The organism is Ruegeria pomeroyi DSS-3 (assembly GCF_000011965.2).
Lineage (GTDB): Bacteria > Pseudomonadota > Alphaproteobacteria > Rhodobacterales > Rhodobacteraceae > Ruegeria_B > Ruegeria_B pomeroyi.
In genome coordinates, this window is record NC_003911.12 from 2,897,720 (window position 1) to 2,917,901 (window position 20,182).

The 20,182-nt window shown below is 63.2% G+C and carries 12 protein-coding genes and 1 pseudogene; 10 read left to right on the forward strand and 3 right to left on the reverse strand.

Translation table 11 applies throughout. The annotated features are described in order from the left end of the window. The first annotated feature begins 6 nt into the window (after positions 1-6). Positions 7-789, forward strand: coding sequence for a SapC family protein (locus SPO_RS13780; RefSeq protein ID WP_011048419.1), 783 nt, complete (start codon positions 7-9; stop codon positions 787-789). 8 nt (positions 790-797) lie between these two features. Then, positions 798-1,613 (forward strand): efflux RND transporter periplasmic adaptor subunit, encoded by an 816-nt coding sequence (locus tag SPO_RS13785; protein WP_011048420.1) that lies wholly within the window; start codon positions 798-800, stop codon positions 1,611-1,613. A gap of 99 nt (positions 1,614-1,712) precedes the next feature. Here SPO_RS13785 and SPO_RS13790 read toward each other — a convergent pair whose 3' ends face one another. Next, positions 1,713-2,549 (reverse strand): DUF3883 domain-containing protein, encoded by an 837-nt coding sequence (locus SPO_RS13790; RefSeq protein WP_011048421.1) that lies wholly within the window; start codon positions 2,547-2,549, stop codon positions 1,713-1,715. 754 nt (positions 2,550-3,303) lie between these two features. Here SPO_RS13790 and SPO_RS13795 point away from each other — a divergent pair. The 8 genes from SPO_RS13795 to SPO_RS13830 all read left to right on the forward strand — a co-directional run bounded on the left by SPO_RS13795 (position 3,304) and on the right by SPO_RS13830 (position 13,594). Then, positions 3,304-3,510 carry a hypothetical protein gene (locus tag SPO_RS13795; RefSeq protein ID WP_044028519.1) on the forward strand — a complete coding sequence of 69 codons (207 nt, stop codon included), beginning with the start codon at positions 3,304-3,306 and terminating at the stop codon, positions 3,508-3,510. 216 nt (positions 3,511-3,726) lie between these two features. Continuing rightward, positions 3,727-5,193, forward strand: a complete 1,467-nt coding sequence (locus tag SPO_RS13800; RefSeq protein WP_044028521.1) for a DUF4407 domain-containing protein — start codon at positions 3,727-3,729, stop codon at positions 5,191-5,193. Positions 5,194-5,395: 202 nt separating this feature from the next. Then, on the forward strand, positions 5,396-5,980 hold the full coding sequence (locus SPO_RS13805) for a hypothetical protein (RefSeq protein ID WP_144084011.1): 585 nt from the start codon (positions 5,396-5,398) through the stop codon (positions 5,978-5,980). After that, positions 5,980-6,336 carry a hypothetical protein gene (locus tag SPO_RS13810; protein WP_044028523.1) on the forward strand — a complete coding sequence of 119 codons (357 nt, stop codon included), beginning with the start codon at positions 5,980-5,982 and terminating at the stop codon, positions 6,334-6,336. Before SPO_RS13805 ends, SPO_RS13810 begins: the two co-directional genes overlap by 1 nt. Before the next feature lie 173 nt (positions 6,337-6,509). After that, complete coding sequence (locus SPO_RS13815) at positions 6,510-7,889, forward strand: hypothetical protein (protein ID WP_144084012.1); 1,380 nt, start codon at positions 6,510-6,512, stop codon at positions 7,887-7,889. A 61-nt stretch (positions 7,890-7,950) separates the two neighbouring features. Continuing rightward, entirely contained in the window at positions 7,951-8,616 is a 666-nt protein-coding gene (locus SPO_RS13820; protein ID WP_030003235.1) for a hypothetical protein, read from the forward strand. A 4-nt stretch (positions 8,617-8,620) separates the two neighbouring features. After that, positions 8,621-13,048: a hypothetical protein gene (locus SPO_RS13825; RefSeq protein WP_044028530.1), complete on the forward strand. Its 4,428-nt coding sequence runs from the start codon at positions 8,621-8,623 to the stop codon at positions 13,046-13,048. Positions 13,049-13,138: 90 nt separating this feature from the next. Further along, positions 13,139-13,594, forward strand: coding sequence for a hypothetical protein (locus tag SPO_RS13830; RefSeq protein WP_044028532.1), 456 nt, complete (start codon positions 13,139-13,141; stop codon positions 13,592-13,594). Positions 13,595-14,279: 685 nt separating this feature from the next. Here SPO_RS13830 and SPO_RS13840 read toward each other — a convergent pair. Beyond that, a complete protein-coding gene (locus tag SPO_RS13840; RefSeq protein ID WP_011048428.1) occupies positions 14,280-16,205 on the reverse strand; it encodes a DUF2793 domain-containing protein in 1,926 nt (641 codons plus the stop codon). 10 nt (positions 16,206-16,215) lie between these two features. Beyond that, positions 16,216-20,180: pseudogene (locus SPO_RS13845) on the reverse strand (baseplate multidomain protein megatron). Positions 20,181-20,182: the final 2 nt, after the last annotated feature.

Here is a 20,182-nt window from a genome sequence, read left to right on the forward strand (position 1 = left end):
TTAACCATGCCCGTGCAGCAACTTTTCTACAAAACGGCCGTCCCGGTCAGCGCCAAACGGCATGGCGATCTTTCGATCAGCAGTGGAAAGACGTACGCTTTCGCACGTCACACCAATTCCATCCCGCTCACCGCGCTTGAATTCGGCCCCGCCGCCGGCACTCATCCGATCGTGTTCGCCGGAACCGGCGAGGACGTGGTGCCTGCGATCATCGTAGGCACCCGCGAAGACGAAAACCTGGCCGTAGACGCCGACGGAAACTGGCAGGGCACTTACATTCCCGCCTTCGCGCGGCGCTATCCGTTCATCTTCTCGCTGGACAAGGACAAGAACCAGTTCACCTTGCTGGTCGACGAAGAGTTCGAGGGGGCGAACCGCGACGGTCGCGGCGAGCGCCTGTTTGACTCGGAGGGCGAACAGACCGGCTACCTGAAATCGGTCCTCAAGTTCCTTCAGGACTATCAAGCCGGTTTCGCCCGCACACAGGCGTTCTGCAAGCGACTGAAAGAGCTGGATCTGCTGGTGCCGATGCAGGCTGAATTCTCGCTGGGTGCCGGCCAGAAGCGGACGCTGGGCGGTTTCCAGGTCGTCGACCGGGAAAAGCTGAAAGCACTCTCCGGCGAGGTCCTGGCCGATCTGTGCCGCAAGGACGAGCTGGAATGCATCTATCTGCACCTGTCGTCGATGCGCCATTTCCGCCAGATGCTGGAGCGTGCCAACACCGAAGCCTCTGAGGCAGAACCGGAAACCGACGCCGCAGACGTGGCCGAACCGATGGCCGAGACCTGACGCCGGCCATGCGCACGGCCATCTACTTTGCGGCGGCTTTGGCCGCCGCGCCCTGCAGCGCTCAGGTCTATGACTGCGTGATCGATCCGTCCGAGACCGTCGATGTCGCCGGCGCATCCGGCGGTGTCGTCGCACGGGTGCATATCGAGCCCGGCGAAAAGGTCGAAAGGGGGCAGCTCCTCGCCAAACTGGACTCGACCATTCAGAGTGCCACGGTCGCGATGCTGCGTCTGCGCGCCGACGACACGTCGGAGATCGAGGCGCAGAAGACTCAACTTGCCTTCCTTGAGGCGCGGCTGGGGCGAACTCAGGAACTCTCGACGCGGGGCGTCGTCAGCCGAGAGGTTCTGGAAGAAATCCAGACCGCCGTCGAAGCCGCCCGGTCGGTTCTGATCCGCGTCGAGCTCGCCCGCCGCTTAGCGATGGAAGAGCTGAAGCGCGCCGAGGCGGTCCTGTCCCTGCTTGAGATCCGCAGTCCGATCGACGGGATCGTGTTGGAGCGATACTTCGACGACGGCGAATACCTGCCCCTCGAAGGGCGCTTTGCGACAATCGTCCAGCTCGACCCGCTGGATGTGGTCACCTTCTTGCCGGTCGCGGAATACGGCACGATACAGGAGGGTGACATGGCACAGGTCCGCCCGGCCCCGCCCGTTGATGGAGTCTATCAGGCCGAGATCCAGCGCATCGACCGGGTGTTCGACGTGGCCAGCGGCACCTTCGGCCTGCATCTTCGGCTGGACAATCCTGACCTTTCCATTCCCGCCGGGCACCGTTGCAAGGTCGCCTTTGGCAGCGAGATCGGCACAAGCTCGTCGGACTGAGGCATCTTGCAAGGGCTGTCAGGCGGATTGTACGGGCTTCGGCCTCCCGGCGACTGCAAGAGGATCAGACCTTTCGGGCGGGACCGCCGGGTATAAGCCTCAGTGAAGGCTCGCCTGAAACGTCGTCGCGGTCAGCGAAACATGCGCGCCCAGCGGCGGGTGCAGCTCGAACGCCTTCGGTTCGCGCGCGAAGTTCCAGAGCCGGAACAGGGACCATTCCGAACGCCGCGCCTCGGCCACGGCCAGTTCGTTGCGGCTGATGTGGAACGGCGTACGCTCCCAGCCGTTTGTCGTCTTCACCTCGATCAGGCGCGGACTACCATCCAGCGCGAAGCTGGCGATATCGTAGCCGGCTCCGTCGCCATCCTCCTCCGACACCCACCGGACATTCCGCGCAAGGTCGTCGCGGCCTGCTGATTTCAGAGTTGCACGTTCGTGCGCCAGCACGCGCTCCTCACCGGCACGGCCGAGGGCGCGGTTTCGCTCGTCTCTCGCCGCAACATCGAATTTGCGGGCGATGTGCAGCATCTGCTCCAACTCCTGCGGCGGCGGCTGGTTCGACAGCGTAGGCGGCGGCCCGATCCAGATCGGCCGGACCTCCGCTAGGCCAGTCGGCGCTCGTGTACCCGAATGGCGACCGAGCCAAGCCGGGTTCAGCGCCAGCCAACGCGCCACGGCGTCAACCAGCGTCATCTGGAAATTGAAGGCAGGCTTGTAGCCCGGGATCCAGTCCTCACCCAGCCCCTTCAGCACGGCGCTGATGTTCTGGTGCTTGAACTCGACCGATCCCTCGGACCGATCGTTCAACAGCGGCAGAAGCCCACGCCGGTGCTCAGCCTTGTTGTAAGGGCGGCCAGAGACGTCGTCGGCCAGCATCGCGAAGTAATCCGCAACGATCAGGTCGTTCTCTTGATCTGTCCAGGCCCCGTTCGACATCGCGCCAGGCTAGGGGCAGAAACTGCGTTTGTCATCAGAGACTTCGCGCAAAACTTCCAAGACATACCAACGACCACGCCGCCCGTGTCGCGTCTCCGCCTGCTTCGAGACAGGCCGGAACCAGCGAAACAGGGGCGCAGCGCGACCTCATCAGTTCACTGAATTACATGGGGATTTTGAATCCGTCTCGCCGAGAGCGGAGGGCGGGTGGAAAGAGACGGTGGGCGTTGGGAGACCAATCTCGCGTGGCTGGGCCGTCTCCGAAGGGCGGATGGTCCCTGCAAACCCCTTTGGCACATAAAGAAAAAGGCCCCGCGAGGGACCTGTTTTCGGGTTTGCAATGTGCAAGTGGCGGAGGGGATGGGCCCGATGTCCAACCTTCTCCACTTAAGCACCTGTTTTGACGTGCATTATTTCCAGATGACGCGTTCGTCTGCAGTGGACTGTCTCTCACCAATCTTGTGCTTTGGCGCCGCCAGATCGACGCCTTGCTACACCATGGCTCGCGGCACCACGAACCCTGACTCAATCCCGAAAAGGCCGGGCTAGGCCTTGGCCCAGTACTTCGCCTCGAAGCCGACGTTTTTTCTGCCTCACCGGGAAAAGCCAAACACTCGCCCGATTGCGTGGGTGCAGGTCGGTAGCACAACGCCCTCGACCTGACGGCCGCCAAAGCGCGACCCTGCCGCTCGCCCTATCGGGCGAGCGGAACCTGAAGCGGAACTGAACACGGCTCAACCCGGAAAGGAGCACGATGACGACGAAGCGCACCAGCTACCACTCCACCAACGGCAAGTTCACCGGCAAGACTGTGACGGAGAGCAGCGGCGGCTACACCAAGTCCACCAGCTACCAGGCGACCGGCAGCGGCCTGTCCCGCACGATCATGGGCCCGGGTTGGAAGGCGACGTCGACCACCACGACCGATCCGAAGGGCAATACGCGCACGACCAAGTACTGACGACGCCGCTTTACCAAGACGGGGGAGCCGCCGAAAGGCGGCTCCCTTTCGTTTCACAACGTCGGCATGGGACAAAGCGCGAGGGGTGTCTCACCTTCGACGTTCGCTCGGCACCGGCCCGAGCCATTCATTTAAGATCGGTAACCAACTCCGGGAAATCTGCTCCACCCCCCCGATCACGTCATCGAAGCAACCGTTTCGAGGAAAGGGCTACGGATGACCGTTCAAGTTGGAAGCCAGAACGACAAAGGACCGGGCGCGCCCCGGAAGCTCACCTTCGAGCGCCGTCTCGCTGCTCGGCTTACCGGGACGAGCAATGAAGAACTCGCGGCTGCGCCGGACGACGAAGTCAAGACCGTGCGGCTTGCCGGCCTGTCGCTGATCCTGATCAGCCTGCTGTCCATGCTGGGCTGGTGGGTGGCCCTTGGCATCGCGCGGGGCAGCTTTGCCTTCGTCCACCTGCCTTGGGCCATCCTTGCGGGGATGATCATCTTCTCCATCGACAGGGCCATGCTGCGCTGGATTTGGTCGCACGCGGGCCGCAAATTGGCGAAGACGCTCGGGTTCGCCGCCGAAGCTGACGAAACCCTGTTGGCCAGGGCGATGCATCTGCTGCTGCGGGTCGCCGTCACGCTGATCGTGTCTCTGACGCTGGCAAGCTTCTTCGATATCGCGCTCTTCCGGGCGGATACGTCGCGTTACCTCCAAGACGAGACGCGCCAGATCAACGGGTCCTTGGCAATGGCCGCGGCCGAACGGGTCGACGGCATGATCGCCGCCAAACGCGACGAGATCGAACGTCTCGACGGCGAGGCCGCCGCGATCATTTCCGATGCACGTCAGGCCGCGATGATGGCGCAGACGGCTGTCGCCGCTCAACTCGAAGCGCTGGCGACCGAACGTGCGGCGCTTCTGGCCAACCTCGGCGAGGTTAACCGCGCGCTCTCCTGTTACAATCAGGACGCTGCCGCCGAACGCCTTGGGCAGGCCCGCTGCGATGGTGCCGATGCGGTGAGGGGCGAAGGCGACGCATATGCGTTTGCCAACGAGATGGCGGCGCTCAAGCAGGCGGAGCGCCAGTCCATCGAGGCGCGGATCGCCGAAATCGACATCGCTCTCCAGCGCCTCGGGGAGATCGATGCCGGTGCAAGCCTGCCCGCGGCTGCCCAGAACGTGCTGAACCAGATTGCGGCGGAACGTGCCCGTGTCGACGGCGAGCTTTCCGCGCTGATCCAGGATCGCGAGCGTGCCATCCAGGTAAGCGTGGCTGCCGATCCCGCCTATGTGCCGCCTCCGGAAGGTCTGATCGCGCATGGTGAAGCCCTCGACGACCTGACCGCCCAATCGGCCTGGCTGGCGATGCGCATCAAGCTTGTCTTCTTGTGCATGGTGATCCTCGACCTCGGCGCGGTGCTCGTCTTGTCGATGATGCCTGCCCCCCGCACGATCGTTCTGGGCGAATACCTGACGGCCCATGTGCGGATGCACCAGAAGATGGCCAAGTCGGAACAGGCGATCGCTGATGCCATCGAGCAGACGCTTGAGGCGCGGACCCGGAAGGCAACGGCCGAACATGCAGCCGACGAAAAGGTGAGCCGTATGCACAACGACATGTGGATGCGCCGCGCCGCCAACAACGAGGTGAACGCCAACGTTGAGAAGCTCCTCCGCCGGGTCGTCTGACCCGGCGGCGAGATGTCGGATCTCGAGGCGCACAACTTTCTTCTAAGCGCCGCGGGAAATCGATCGAGCACGCCCGATTACGTCAACAGATGGCGGCAGTGCGCCATCCACGGCCGCAACAAGGCGGTCCTGCCCTGCGGCCCTCCGGGACCGTAGGGAACCCGAAGGGAAGCCAAGCAACTGTCGACATATGGAGATCGAAATGACCGACGACCCGACGAACCCGAAGAAGTCGATGACGCCGCACAGGCTGAACATGAACGACGAGATGAGCACCTCGATCACCAACGCGATCGATCAGCTGGCGACCGACGGTTCGCTCTATACCCGTTGGCGCTTGCGCGGCGTGCGTAGCCGTGAGGCGCTCAAGCTGGCCGAGTCGGCGCTGAAGGAGAGCATGGCTGCCAAGAACAGGACTTTCGTGGTGGCGGTGGGCCTGGCCGAGGACCTCGCCCGCAAGCTTCTGCTGTCCGACGCGTTGCGCAACACCGAGGCCGTCGAGCGCGAGATCACCCACACGATCAACGACGCGCTGCGCAACTTCGAGGGCCTCGTGACCCAGCGCGAGCAGGCCGCCTACATGGTCGAGCTCGAGCGGATCGCCGAGGCGCAGCGGCTCCTGGACGCGGGCAAGCTGAGCCAGCAGCGGTTCGAGCAGCTGGTGAAGAGCATCAACGACAGCACGGACAAGATCGTGCTCGGCGTGCACGAGACCACGCGCGAGATCCTGGCCAACCTCCGGGCCCGGTTCAATTCGGCCCTGCGGCAGCTGGGCGAGGCGGCGTGATGGCTCGCCTCATCCTCTTCGTCGCGGCCGTCGTCCTTGTCGCGATGCTGCTGACGGGCGGATTCAGGGAGGGGCCTCTCGGCCCCTCCACCACTGCCTCGATCGAGGCCCTCGAGGCCGACCCCGGGCAGTGGGAGCGCAAGCAGGTCCGCGTTACGGGCACGGTCGGCCAGCGCATCGCCGTCGCTGGCTTCGGGGGCTTCGTCCTGACGGACGAGGCGGGACGCGAGATCCTCGTCGTCGGCCAAGCCAACCCGGCCAGCCCTGGGCAGCCCATGACGGTCGAGGGCCAGTTCGTCACCGCCTTTGTCATGGGCGAGATGAGCATGCCGGCCATCATCGTGGGGGCCGATTGATGATGATGCCTGTTCCTGCGACGTGCGGTTTCGCCACGGCCTCCTTCATGGCCGTGTCAACTGACTTAAGCGGCGTCGGGAACATGACTGTAGAACAGAGCCCTCCAGCACCACTCGATCATTCGGGTTTTGCCCCGTGTAAGGCCCGTGATAGTCTGCGCCACGGGTGTGACATGGATCGCGCCATCATCAAGAAAGGATCGGATCAAGAGCACAACGAACATCATGCGAACAGGTCGCGCCACCGCTCATTGGTGGTGGATGACGACAGGTTCGGACTCAAAGAGTACGAAAAAATCTACGTCCGCATGCCCGCGGCCACGAACAAGGCCGACGTGGTGATGCACGACCTTCATGCCTACTCCGGCGATGCTGCCAAAGGCCTGTTGGTCCCGTTTAACCCTAGCTGCGCCGTTTATGGCGCGTCGCCTCTTACGAAAGAAACTGCAAACCGCACTTATAGGATGACAGCAATGAATGATTTCTCTGGTAGGCCTGAGCAGCCTCCGTCCGAGTCGGAAGTTCAAGCCTTTGTTTCTGAAGTGAAGAAATACCACAGTGAGTTTCTTCGCGCATATTGCCTCAAAAAAGATCAGAGGCTCGATCCTGACAAGTTTACCTCCGATGTCCTAAACTCGGTTCAGCGCAGATATTTTGATACTGAGTCCTTCCGGGTAGAAGTTTCTGAGAAGGGCATTCGCGAACTCCGCAACATCCGTTATTTCTGGGGGATCGTCCGCAACACTTTCCGAGAGCATCAGAGAAAGCATTACAATGCCATGCCGAGGGAAACCACGCTCTCGGAGACCATCTGGCTTCGTTTGCTGCTTTGCCGGGAGGATGGGACGGTCTTCCCACTGGTGCGCAGCGGAATGTCCCTCGAAGAGCGGCGCTGGCTCGAAAAACTCGGGGGAAAAAAGATGAAGAAGGTGCGCCGTGTCGCCGCCCCTCGGGGCTCCGCTGTTTGGGCCCTCGACGAAGCAAAGGCCCCGCTGACCTTAGCGCTGACGGCTAGGGGAGAAGGAGGAGGAGAGAGCGACCTAGAAAAACTCCTCGCGCGCCGATACATCGAGAAGGTTCCTGTCGCTGATCCCGCACAAATGTGGAAGTCGATTAACGGTGTGCCCTATGGCCTTCGACTGAGCAGTCTGGGACGATCTTACATCGAGCAACTTGGCACTGCCGCCACGCTCATCAGCATTCACGCTCGCGGGAAAGACGAAGAGAAAGTCCTGGCGGACGGCATTGATCGACCGCAGGAGGATCTCGACGACTACTACTCCACAAGTTGGTACGTCGGGTTGGACCTCAGCCTCAACGATGTTCTAGCCGTTGCAGTTGAGCGTCTTGGCATGCCGAAGATTCACGCACGAATCTACCTGCTGCGTAAGGTTGGCGACCCTCCCGAGGAGGGAAAGTGGCCTCGTCGGCGCATTGCAGACGCAGTAGATCTTCACCCTCGCAAAGTGGAGCGGATTGAGGATGCATGGGACGAACACTTCAAGAATCCGGAAGTGCACGAACTGATGAGAAAGATACTCAGCCGTGATTAGTCGCGGTCATACCCTGCCTTCGCCTCAGAGGGTTCAAGGGAAAGAGGACGGAAATGGACAAATGACGAAGAAATCCCTCGAAAAGTATGAAGCGGAAGAGCGTTTGAAGAGCTTGTTTCTCGAGACTCGGCTTGGCTTGGAGCTTGACGATTTTATGGAAGAGCTAGTCCCAGCCGACGATCCGTGGTGGGGCGCACATGAAGGGCTTGACCTTGAAGACAAGGCGTCCGAAAATTCGCCTATCGCCTTGCCTTGGCGTAATCGCTTGTCTTCCGGGATCGTCACGGTGAGCGATTGGGCCGGTCTGGCGATACGGAATCTTGCGCTTGGTTTTGGCCATGTTGGCACGACGAAGCAGGTACTTTCTGCGACTATAGCCGCTGCGACTAAGGCGCCCGCCGATTATCGTAGCTGGAAACAGGGAGACATCTGGCTCACTCTTTCCGTAGCAAAGACCAAGCCGTTCCTCGTTACTTTGCATATCGACGAAGGGCCTGTTCTCAAAATCATTCGCATGATTTGGGTCGACATGGTCTCTATCGAGTCTGATCCGCTCCAGCCACCCGTTCTACGCAGCTTCGATGTGACACCTACGTCTGACGAACGCACCTTCACGGTTGTATCGAGGGCCGCTGAAGTCGGGCGCAGGCTCAGCGCAATCCTGGCTGCCGAGAAAAAGGGAACGCACGACGCCCGGCTGCTCCTGCCTTTTGTGGAATGGGACTAAGCCTTTGGATGATCGTGTCGCCATCGCCGAAGACCAATCGGTGCCACCCTTTCGCGAAGTTGAGATCCTGAGCAAGTCGTGGCTGCACGACCAGTCGATCGCCTTCGCAGCTACACTGTTGGGCGAAGTTGACATCAGCCTCGAAGCGCGGGCTCTTGCCGCTGCGGAATTCATCGCCGCCTCCATCGACCGGTTTTCGAACGGGCTGGTATCGGATAGTACGCTCGCTCTCGTCACCACGATTGACAGGGATTATTGCGATGCCGAGAAACTGAGTTTCTGGGGTTTCGAGCGACTTCCGGAGTGCGCGGCAGCGCTAGAAGAAGCTAAAAAAGTCGCTCAAGCCGAACTGGCTCGACGCGACGCAGTCGCCACCCGCAACCTGAACCGCATGCTCATTTCCCATGCGGTCTACCTGCTCAAGCGTCCCCACCTGCCGGCCGTGAGGTTCCTGACGTGGCTCAATCGGGCCGTTCCCGCTTCAGTGCCGGGGGTGAAACGGATCCTCAGAGATCTTCAACACCCTGACTCGCCTCGCCGCGAGGCAATCGAAGCAGTCCTGCAAAAGGTTCGCGACACGACGCTTCAAAGCCGTGATCGCCTCGATTACTTGGACGAGCTACACGAGCTTGTCCTTAGCAGTGCCTTTGAGCAACGCGATGTTGCTGTGGTCTGGTGGACCCGCATCTGCATGGCTTATCGTAGCAGCCTGTTCTGTTGGCCCCTGCTGGCAGAGCAGGGGCCATCAGAACAGGACGGCCAGAGTGGTTCGAGGTCAACGCGTTTGCGCGGACTGAGCCTTCCGATATCGCTGTTCGTCATCGAGGATGGCAAATCGGACTGGAAGCCCAGGCCCAACCCCGGTGGCCAGAAGATCTGGTTCAAGTACAAACTCTCACGCAAGGAAGAGAGCGGTCATAAGGAACCACGGTTTCGCCCCCCAGAGGGAAGACTGCCCGCGCACATCAACGGCTACTTATTTGGTTTCACGGCTGACTGGTGGCAGGCATTCAATGTCGGTCTGGACGTCGCAAAGAAGCTCTGGAACAGTCAGAATGGCCGCCTTCGGTTTGCCGATCCGGTTGCGGCTGAACAAAAGCTCAAGGCGAGCTTGAACGTCGATCTTCGCGCGGCCTGCGATATCGTAGACACGGTCTTGTCCAAGGTTTCCGACAAGGAATGGCAAGGGCAGAACGAAGAGACACAATTCTTCACGGTCTCAGACCGCAGTGCTGAAGCTTACTGGGTCCAGTGCGTGTTGTCGCTCATGCTACCATCAGGCGACCTGCCGATGGGCGTCTGCACGGGTACCGTTAACTACAGGAACAACGAGTACGAGATCGGAATCGTCGAGGGCGTGGCGGCGAAGCTCGAGTACGCCAACCGGGCAGGCTTTCCTCGGGCGATCGTTCCAGGGGTTTCCCGCGATTACTACGACGCTGACCCGTTCAGTGACGACGAAGTCGATGACGATGCCGAGAAGAAGAGCGATCCGGCCGATATAGTCGGCGTTTCGCCGGCGAGCGCTGATCCTGGCATTCAGCCAGAAGTCTCCAATCTTCCTGAAGAGTCGACCAAAGAGGAGCGCATCAAACGCGAACTGAAGGATTTCCTCGGTCGGCTTCGGGTCGCAGGCTCTCGGAAGACCATCGAGGTCAACTTCGCGCTTACGGCACGAGCCGCAGCAGACGCTATGCAGCCTGCCGGCTGGCGCCGCACTAATTTCCTGCGAACCCCAGAGTTCCAGAGGATGTTTAGCCGAACCCAGCGAAGGTTGTTCATGCGTGATGCCCTGCGCGACCGGACGATGTCGCGTCGGCTGAAGCGGTCTGATGTCATGGCCTACCAGGAAAACCCGTGGCGAAGCGAAGAGGAGCAACGTCTCGAAAGACTGGACAGTGAGTTGCAGTCCCGCACTGGCCGAACCGTCAAGCACATCACGCGCGAGACCATCCGCAAAATCGTACCTGGCACGTCGGTCGATGAGGCCCTTGGGGCATGGGCGGCGTGGAAGGACAACCAGGTTCGCAGCGGCACTGGAAACGACTACAGAGGACCTGGTTTAGGGGTTGTGACGCTGCGTACGGCCGAGGGAGACACCGAAACCAGGGTCTGGACGGCGTTGGCAGAGATTCTTGTCGCTGACGAAGTCTGGTGGGAAAGGTTTCAATGGGCTGATCTGCCTCAATCTGCGGATCTACTTGCCCGCCTCCTCTGCAATCATCACGCCGATCCCGAGATCTGTGAGGAGTCCGCCCCCGACCTTCTGTTCGTTTTCGACGACCGAGGTTTCGCAACAGAGCGAACGAACCAGATCTTCCCGTCAGAGTTTCATCATCAGTTCATCGACTTGCTGAACCCTCGTCTTCGGACAAACAACAAGTTCGACTACTTGGACGCGGCGCTAAAGAAGTATTCGCAGGGTGATCGGGAGCTTGAAACTCGGGTGATCGTCGTCTTGAGCGAGGACGCGCCAATAGCCGAGGCACCACTTCTAGACGACATCGAGTTGCCCGATACACAGCGAAAGCTGCTCGAGTGCCTCGCTATCTTCAGGTTTGGGTGCAGCCGTCACTCGGGTTTTTCCATGGCCAACTTCGACACCGCCCGCGACGATCAGCTTGACTGGCCAAGCTATGAGGCGGTGCTAAGTGGCCTCAGGCGGCGACGGCTGATAGCCATAACGCGCAATGTCATCTATCTGACCCGAATGGGGCGCAGTTTGGTGGGCGCTGGCACGCTTACTGCAGACCCGATGAGACAAGCCCTTGTGCATCGGCAAGCAGCGCTCTCCCTTTGCCCAATTCTCAGTCCTGCGGGCGCGCGCATCGCCACGAACCGTGACAGGCAACTAGAACCGGAAAACGTCCTTGAGGCGACTTGGCATCTTGAACAGGCCTTTCGACTCGTGCCTTGGCGTTTCAGAGGTCTGATAGCGCCTCGCGACGGGTTGCCGTCTGTTACGGACTCGCAGGCGCTCCTGACATTTCTGCGCACGATGCCAGATTGGGACACCGTCAAGCGTCTGCGGGTAAATACCGCCACCCGAGCGGAGAGTGTCGAGCTCTGTCATGAGCTGCTGAAGTCACAGAAAGACGTTCTTCAGCACGAACCTCCGTCGCTCGTGGTTGGCCTGACCATCGAAACCATGGGGCGGGTCTTCAAGAACGAGGTACAGCGCGAGTCGTCCATCGAGCAGAAGGTCACCGAGATCGTAACCTTGGTGGACAATGCGATTGCCCGCCTTAAAGAGGAGCATTTGTCACCGACGGAGTGGCGCAGACGGCTGCGACACCTGCTGTCTAGACAGCTCTTTGCGCTACGAATGTTGGGGTTGCCTCTGAACGATCCAATCCTCGCACCGGCCCGATCCTACATCGACACTGCCGTGACCGAGATCTTGAAGCCTAGTTTTCTTGAAGGACTTGGTGCAGGGCGCGAAGGCCTGGATGACTTCCCGATCTCCCAGGATTGCTGGCGTATGCTCTGGTCGGACGGCAACCGGGGGTCGACCCCGAACCAAACTCTGACTCTGGTCCAGCGTTCGCGCTACGCATACGCAGCGGCACGCGCAAATCTGAGCAAGATCAGGTCCGACGGCAGCGGGCGGGATTCATGGGACGAACCCTGGATCGCCTATTTCACCCAGGCTCGACCCGAAGACATCGAGCCGAAGCAGATCGCTGCGCCGCTGAACACCTGGTGGTCAGAATACGGCGTAACCGAGGAAGCGTCGCAGGCTTTCGGCCGACGCGTTCTGGACATGCAGCCGCATGCCCAGAAGACCAAGCGCGGGGAATGGCGGGAGCGCTGGCTGTCAGAGCTAGACACAGCCTCTGGCAACCTCTGGCGGTATGTCGTCGCAGACGAGAAAGCGGCGCGCCTTGTCGGGGCGCCTGTTGCTCCCGCCCTACGGCTCATCCGTGTGCTTGCCGTGCAGGAAGTGCTGCCGGCCTGGCGCTTCGTGAAAGACGCAGGACCCGAGTGGCTGCAACGCTGGCCAGTCCTCGCGGGCACGAAGCCAGGGCCGCATTGGCCCCCAACTGCAAATGGTAGCTATGGCTTCGTCGCCAACGAGTGGTCGGCACTTGCCCGCGCAGTCATCGGACACAAGACGGGCTGGGCTGCCATGCTTGCCTCGTTACGTCTGTTGCCCGACAACTCGGCAAGGTTGGCCCTCTTGCAGTCATGGCTCTCTTGCTGCCGATCGCTCGGGATCAACACGCTGACTGGTCGTGACCCTGAGAACCTGAGACAACTGGGGCACGGACTGGAGATCTCTGGCGACTTTGGCAAGCACCTCTACTTCGCCCGAGAGTACGTCGCCCGCTTCCTTGATGTCGGACCAGTCGGTGCAGACCTCCTGCAAGACCCTGACGATTGCGCGCTGCTGAGAGATTTCGTCTCTCAGATCAACCAATTCATGGCGTAGCCTATGGAAGAAGCGGGAAATCCGCACGACGCCCCCGATTGAAGTAGTAGCCCGCCCCGGAAATGGCGGGCCAACCTTCAGGAGGCGGCCATGCCGGACGATATCGGGAAGACCCTCGCTCAGCGCGCACGTGACTGGGGCGCGACGAACACTCGGATAGAACACGGCGGCAAACACCCGCGCCTTGTCGGCGACTACCTAGGCCAGCCTTTCGTTTTCGTGTTCCCCGGCAGCACCGGCGATTGGCGGGCCGTCCTGAACTGCGTGTCGGACCTTCGACGCGTGCTCGGTGTCGAACGGGAGCAACCCAAAGCAGTACGACCCGCCAAGGCGCGCCGTTCCGGTATGACGCAAAAGAGTCGCGCGCAGCCTCGCTCGGCCGAAGCCATCCAGCGCAAGGACCGGTACTACGCACCGTTGGCGCAGATCCGGGACAGCATGTGCCGCGACAGCGATCCCGGCCGCAATTCGGACGCAGACGGCTGGCACGCAGTCGCACTCCGCACCCCGTTTTTCGGGCGCCGTCCGCGCTTCATGAAGGCCTGATGCCCCCGCAGACGACGGCTCGCCGCGCGATCCGCGCGTCAAGCCGGAGACGGACATGCGGGAAACCGCGTCAGCGCCCCCGATTACATTCATGTCGCCGCCCTAGAACACGAAAGGAGCATCAAGATGCCTGGAGAAGATGAGGTAGTATCGGCCGCAGTACGCGATAGCCTCCTGCTGAGCGAACTGCGCGAGTACTCTCAGTGTGCCCGTCACTTGTCGTTTGGCCTGTCGATGCGCCGCGCGATGGTCGATGCGCTGGCCAGCGCAGCCCAGCGCGCCAGTGCGGTATCCATCCAGCCGCTTTCCATGGAGCCCCCCGCCTTGGCTGTCCGCCGGGGAGCCGACGATGTCTAAGCGACCGCCTATCCCAGGCGGCGATGGTTTTCGTCGTCTTGCCAATGCGAACGACGGGGAGGGTGCGGTGGGACTGCATGCGCATGCTGAAGCTTGCCCTGTCGCCAAGGGTCTGGTCCGCGAAGTCGCGATGCGCCAGCGCTCTGGATCAGTACGGCCGACAATTTCACTGACCAACCGCCATCAACTTCTCCGCGCACTGCTCGCCCCCGGTGTCGGCGCGGCTACTCAGCAAAACTTGCGTAGCCCGCCTGCTTCGCAGCGGTGAGCCAATGGTTCCGGTATATTTCACGACTACTGAGCACAGAGGATGATGTTCGGAACACGCTCAATAATCCGTCTCCACATAAACCCCCGAGCAATCATAGGCGACCGCCGCCGTTGTTGCGCCGTTGTTCATGAAGTTCCTGGGGCTCAGGAGTTGCGTCGCGGCGGGGATATCGGTGTCGAGCATGACCTCGACCACCGCCCCGCTTACCTCCTCGACCACCCGGACGCCGATCTCGCTGCTGTTCGGGGCTGCGAGGAGCGTCAGGGTCAGGACGTTCGTCGTGCTCGCGACAGGGAAACTCGCACCGCGATCGGTGAGCGTGGGCGCGCCGGAAGCGTCGTTCTGGACAAGTTGCCAGTTCGTGTGGGTGCCGCGCTGGAAGCCGATGCCGATACAGTTCACCACGGCCGACAAAGTCAGGGTCGTGGCCAGCGCTGTCGTCGATCCGTAGAGGCCGAAGAAGCCCATGCCGGTCACCTGCAGGGTGACGAGCGAGAGCCGATTGACATAGGTGAAGCCGCCCAGCCCGTCCGCGTTGCCACGCCAGCAGACCCAGCCGGCCGAGCGTTCCTCGGCTGCCGCATCGGCGGTGGCGGCGCTGGTCACGCGCCAGCGTCGCATCGAGGTCGAAAGGTTGGAGGTGGCGAGCGTCGGCGTGGCGACGGTGCCGACGGCGGTGCGGGGCATACCGTCGGTGTTCACGGTCGTGCCGGTGGACGGCGCCCAGGTCGCGATCCGGTTCACCCCGAAATGCGGCTGCAGCGGAAAGAAACGGCCGGAGGGGCGCTGGACGTCGAGCCATCCGGCCCCGGCGCGGTCGCGGGCATAGAGGGCGAGCTTGCCGGTCGGCGGCGGCGTGGGCACGGCGTCGAGCGCCGGGAGCACCACGGGCTCGGGCATCTCGACCCGGCCCGTTGTGCGGTCGATGCGGATCGCCTCGTAGAAGGCTATGGCGTCCGGGCTGACCTTGACGCTGAAATCGTCGCTGCCCAGAAGTCCGATCAACGCCCGGGCCGAAAAGCCGGTCTTGAAGGCGAAGGCAGCGTCGTTCCCGGCTGCGGCCTTGTTGACCGTTGCCTCGATCCCGGCACCTGCGTTGTTCAGCAGTACTGCGGGCGTGTTGACCGACAGCCGGTTGTAGCTGTCGGCCGTCGCCCCGCCGAGGCCAAGAAGCTGGGCGGTCAGGTTCGCCTGGGGCATGCCGACCTGCGTGACGGCGTTGGCGAAGGTCACGGTCGGCGTGTTAACCACCGTCGTTCCGTTCGCGCCCGAGCTCGCCGAGCCGATATTGACGACCGTATTCGAGCCCGAGGCACCGCCGGTGCCGAGGTTCACGGTCTTGGTGAGGCCGGTGGTCGTCGCGCCGGTGCCGAGCCCGTAGGTCGCGGTGCCCGTGGCCGTGCCGATGGTTGCGGTTGCGCCCGAGACCGTGACGGTGCCGGAGGCCGTCAGCGTGCCCGAGAAGGTCTTGTTGCCGGTGAAGGTCTGGGTGCCCGCGAGGATCGCCAGTTCGGAAGACGTGTTCGGAAACGTGTAGCTGCGGGTCGTGCCGGTGGAGATGCCCGAAAGCGAGAAGACCGCCTTCTTCGTGGGATCGGCGTCGTTGACGAGGCTGAATACGGCGTCAGAGATGTCGCTTGGCTCGCCCACGACCTCCCAGGCGGCCCCAGTCCAGACGAGCAGCATGGCCTCGTCCTCGACCCATGTCCGCCAGCCGGTCCGGGGCGGCAGCCGCAGCCAGGCGCCGTCGGTCCAGAGGGCGATGTTCAGATCCCAGCCTGCCCAGTCGCCAGTGGCACCCGAAGCGACTATGTAGCGGTCGCCATCGGCGGGGCTTCCCGGCGGTGCGGTTGGGTCCCGGTCGAGGACGGAGAGCTGCACGAGCCCGTCGAGGATCCGCAGCGCCTCGTTATGGCTGACGTGCTTCTGGGCCTGTGCTGCAAGGATGTAGGGCAGCAGGAGATGTGTCGTGGCGTCGGACATGGGATGGCCTTCAGAACGTGAGCGTGACGGTTTTCGGCGCGCCCCGCCCGACACGGGCGGAGAGCTGGTAGATGCGGATGTCGAGCGTATCGCCGGGGCCGAGCGGCGCGCCCCAATCGGCGGTCTGCTGGGCCGCGGTGTAGAGCGCGCTGGTGATGGCCGTGCTCAGCACCCGCTTCACCGTGGCGCCGTCGAGGATCTCTACCTCATAGGCTTCCAATTCCTCGGCTAGCGGCACCTCCAGCCCGCCCCAGCTGTCGGCGGCGAGTGCGCGGGATCGTCGCGTCCAGCGGATCGTCAGATCGCCGGGAATGCGCGGACTACGCCACGGCTGTTCGACATGGGCGATGGAGAACGGCCGCAGGCCGGCGCCCGCGGGCGTGAAAGCCTGCGCGACGTAGGTCTCGTCGCTGACGGGGCGGCTCGCCGGGCCGATGCGCCAGTTCCACGGGATGCCGAGATCGGGCTCGGCGATTGGTAGCGTGGCGAGGCTGTCGTCGAGCACCACGACGCGGGCGCCAACCGGCGCAGGGTTACCCATCGCACCTTCCGTACCGCGCTGGCCACGCAGGAGACGTGTCAGCCGATACCGACCGGGCGCCAAGAGTTCCGCCGCGCCCGCCTGCACGATCTCCCAGACCCCCGGCGCGGTTTCCACCGCCAGCGCGTTCGCCACGCCGAACAGGGTCAGGTCCGTGACGCTTTCCAGCGTGCCGGTCAGCAGATCGACTACCAACACGTTGCCGATGTCGAAGCGCGACGTCGGCCCCGCGTAGAGGTCCGAGACCAGCGTCCCGATCCGGGCGCGACTACCGAACGTGGTCAGCAGCTCGAAGCCATCCGTCGAGGGGCTGCGGAACACCGCCATCTCGCCGGGCCAGGGAACCGCGTGCGCCGCCGCGAAAGGCCGATGCGCGGGCTGATCTTCGGTCAGCTGCGGCAGATCAAGGAGGACCGCTTCTGGCGCACCGAAGACGACCGCCTGCGACAGCACCGAAGGTCGCGGAGCGCCGGGCGGCAGGTCGTAGGCCTCCCGATCCTGGCGCACCGCCTCGATGCCGCGCGCGTCGGCATCGGCAATCGATATGAGCCGCAGCGGGATTGATCGGCCGTCGTGGGCGAGCGTCAGCACATCGGTCGGGTCAAGCGCGAGCCGCGAGGGCGGCAGGCGAAACACCGCGCTCTCGCGACCGGTCCAGGCTTCCATCAGCGCGCGTCGGCAGCGACGCTCCGCTTCCTCGGGCGGCACCGCCATGGGGAAGCTCTCCGAGGCGATGCGCGTCGTGTCGACAGTGATGCGCCGGGCCTCGACCTGCGCCGCCTCGTAATCCTCGTCGGCGCGGGCCACCTGCCATTTGAGGGCCTGGGGCAATTCTGTCTCCTGGCCACGGGTCAGTTCGAGAACGTCGCCCTCGCGCGCGGCGACGAAATCGTCGGGGGTGACGCTTGCCACCGCCGCCCGCCCACGCGTGACGAAGCGAATCACGCCCTCGGTCTCCACGGCATCGAAGCCAAAATGCCGCGCCAGCGTGGTGATCGAGGCGCGCGGACTTTCCAGCGCGCCGATCACATAGCCCTCGACCGCTCCCCAAAGGCCGGTGACGTCGATGCGGTCCCCCTGCAGTCCCGCGCGCAGGCAGAGATGCCGCACAAGCGCGGCGAGCGACACCGCCCCGAGGCGGCCGGTCAGCCAATGGCCGAGCCGCCAGTTGGGGCCGTCGGTCCAGACTTCGGTCAGTTCGGGAAAGAACGGGTACGGCCGTGCGTCCCAGGTCCAGGCTGCGCATTCCGGCACATTGACCATCCGGCCGCCGTAGACCGAGGACAGTGGGTTGTTCGCGGCCTCACCCCAGAACAGGAAAGTTGCCTCGAGATACGCGCGCTGGATCGTGTCGTCGCGCCAGCCCCGCGAGAAATACGGTGTGAAGCTCTCCGACGATTTTGGGTCGAAGAACACGTTCGGCTGGTTGGTGCCGCGGTCGATGGCCGGACAGCCGAGTTCGGTGAAGCGGATGGGTTTTGACTGCGGCACCCATGCGGTTGGCGTGCCGCTCTCCACGCCGCTCGGGCGGTCGTAATGCGCGTTCGACCACCAGCTGCGCATATCCTTGTAGCGGAAGACCCATAGCTTGCCCGCGCCACCGTCCGTGATTGGCGTGCGCACCTGCGCCGACCGATCCGCCGCAGATGCATAAAACCAGTCGAAGCCTTCGCGGCCCGCGATGTTCGCCTGCAGATAGGCCCGGTCGTAGATCGCGGGCCAGCCTTCAGCCGCGTCCGCATGCCCGAACCCGTCGCGCCAGTCGGAGAGCGGCATGTAGTTGTCGATGCCGACGAAACCGATGTTGGCGTCCGACCAGAGCGGGTCGAGGTGGAAATGGACGTTGCCGCTGCCGCCGCCCGGATGGTGGCCGAAGTACTCCGACCAGTCGGCCGCGTAGCCGATCGCCGTGCCAGCCCCGAGAATGGCCCGCACATCGGTGGCGAGCGCCTTCAATGCGGTGACGGCAGGATAGGCGCTCGCACCCGAGCGGATGGTGCTCAGGCCGCGCATCTCCGAGCCGATCAGGAAGGCATCGACCCCGCCCGCCACCGCGCAGAGATGGGCGTAGTGCAGCATCATGCGGCGTAGGCCCCAATCGCCGGACGGGCCGGTCCAGGAGACGGTCTCACCCGAGATCGCGAAGTCGGAAGGGTTGGCGCTGCCGAAGAAGCCGACACCTGGCTCGACGCCGTGGCCGTCTGGTCCACGCTCCCGGCATAGCCCGCCGCGGGCGAACAGGTGATCCGGCCGCGCCAGGGGAATGTGGGCTGGCCCGTCTCGGCGGCGTTGTCGGAATACGGGTTCGGCAGCGTGTTGCCGGGCGGGACATCCATCAGGATGAAAGGATAGAAGGTCACGCGCAGCCCGCGCGCCTTCATCTCTCGGATCGCCTGCACCACCGCGAAGTCGGCGGGCGTGCCGCCATAGACCGGGCGATCCTTGGCGTCGCGACTGACGAGGAAGGTATCGGCGCGGCTGACGCCATTGACCGACCAGCCGACTGGAGTCGTGGATTTGGTCTCAACCTCAACGCCCGGACGCAGCTTGCAGGAACCAGCGCGCAGATCGTCCCCGAACCATGCCACGGCGAGGCTGACGCTCTCGACAGCAGGTGCCATGGCCTGCAGGCGGTCTAGCGCCACGACCATGTCGGCGGTGTCGGGCAGAGCGTTCAGGTTTTCGGCCTGCGTCGCGCCGCTCGAGGACTTGCGGATGGCCTGCGTGGCATATGTGAACTCGCCCGAAGCCGGGATCATCGTGACGGCGCGGGTCAGCCCCTCGGCGGTGTCAGGGTCGGCGAGCGGCCGGAACACCTCGAAGGACAGCTGCGGCAGGCGGTTGCCGTAGGTCGAGAGCGCCAGTTCCTCGAAAACAACATAGGCCGTGCCGCGATAAGCGGGCGTGTTCGCCGCCCCCATCTTGGCCGAAATGAACGGATCGGCCGCCTGCGCCTCGTCGCCCGGATACCAGCGCCAGGTGACGCCGGAGAGGTCCATGGGTTTGCCGTCCGCCCATACGCGCCCGATGCCGGTGATCGGGCCTTCACACAAAGCGACGGCGAACGACGCATAGTACAGATACTCGGTGGTCTTGACCTTGCCGCCCCCGCCGCCCTTGCCACCGCCCTGCGTGGTGGTCTTCGTCTCCTCGCGGAAATCGGTGGCCCAGATGATGTTGCCGCCGATCCGCATCCGGCCGTAGAGCCGCGGGATCACCGCCCCCTCGCTCGAGGATGTGATGCGCAAGCTATCGAGCCGCGCGCCTTCGATCCGCTGGGTCGGTGCGAGCGAGGACACGATCCAGCTGTCGACGACCGAGCCGATGGTGGACCCGATGAAGCCGCCGATGGTCGCCGCGCTGACGCCGAGGATCGCGCCACCGATCGAGCCGCCGATGGCGGCACCGGCTGCGCCGAGAATGAGGGTGGCCATGT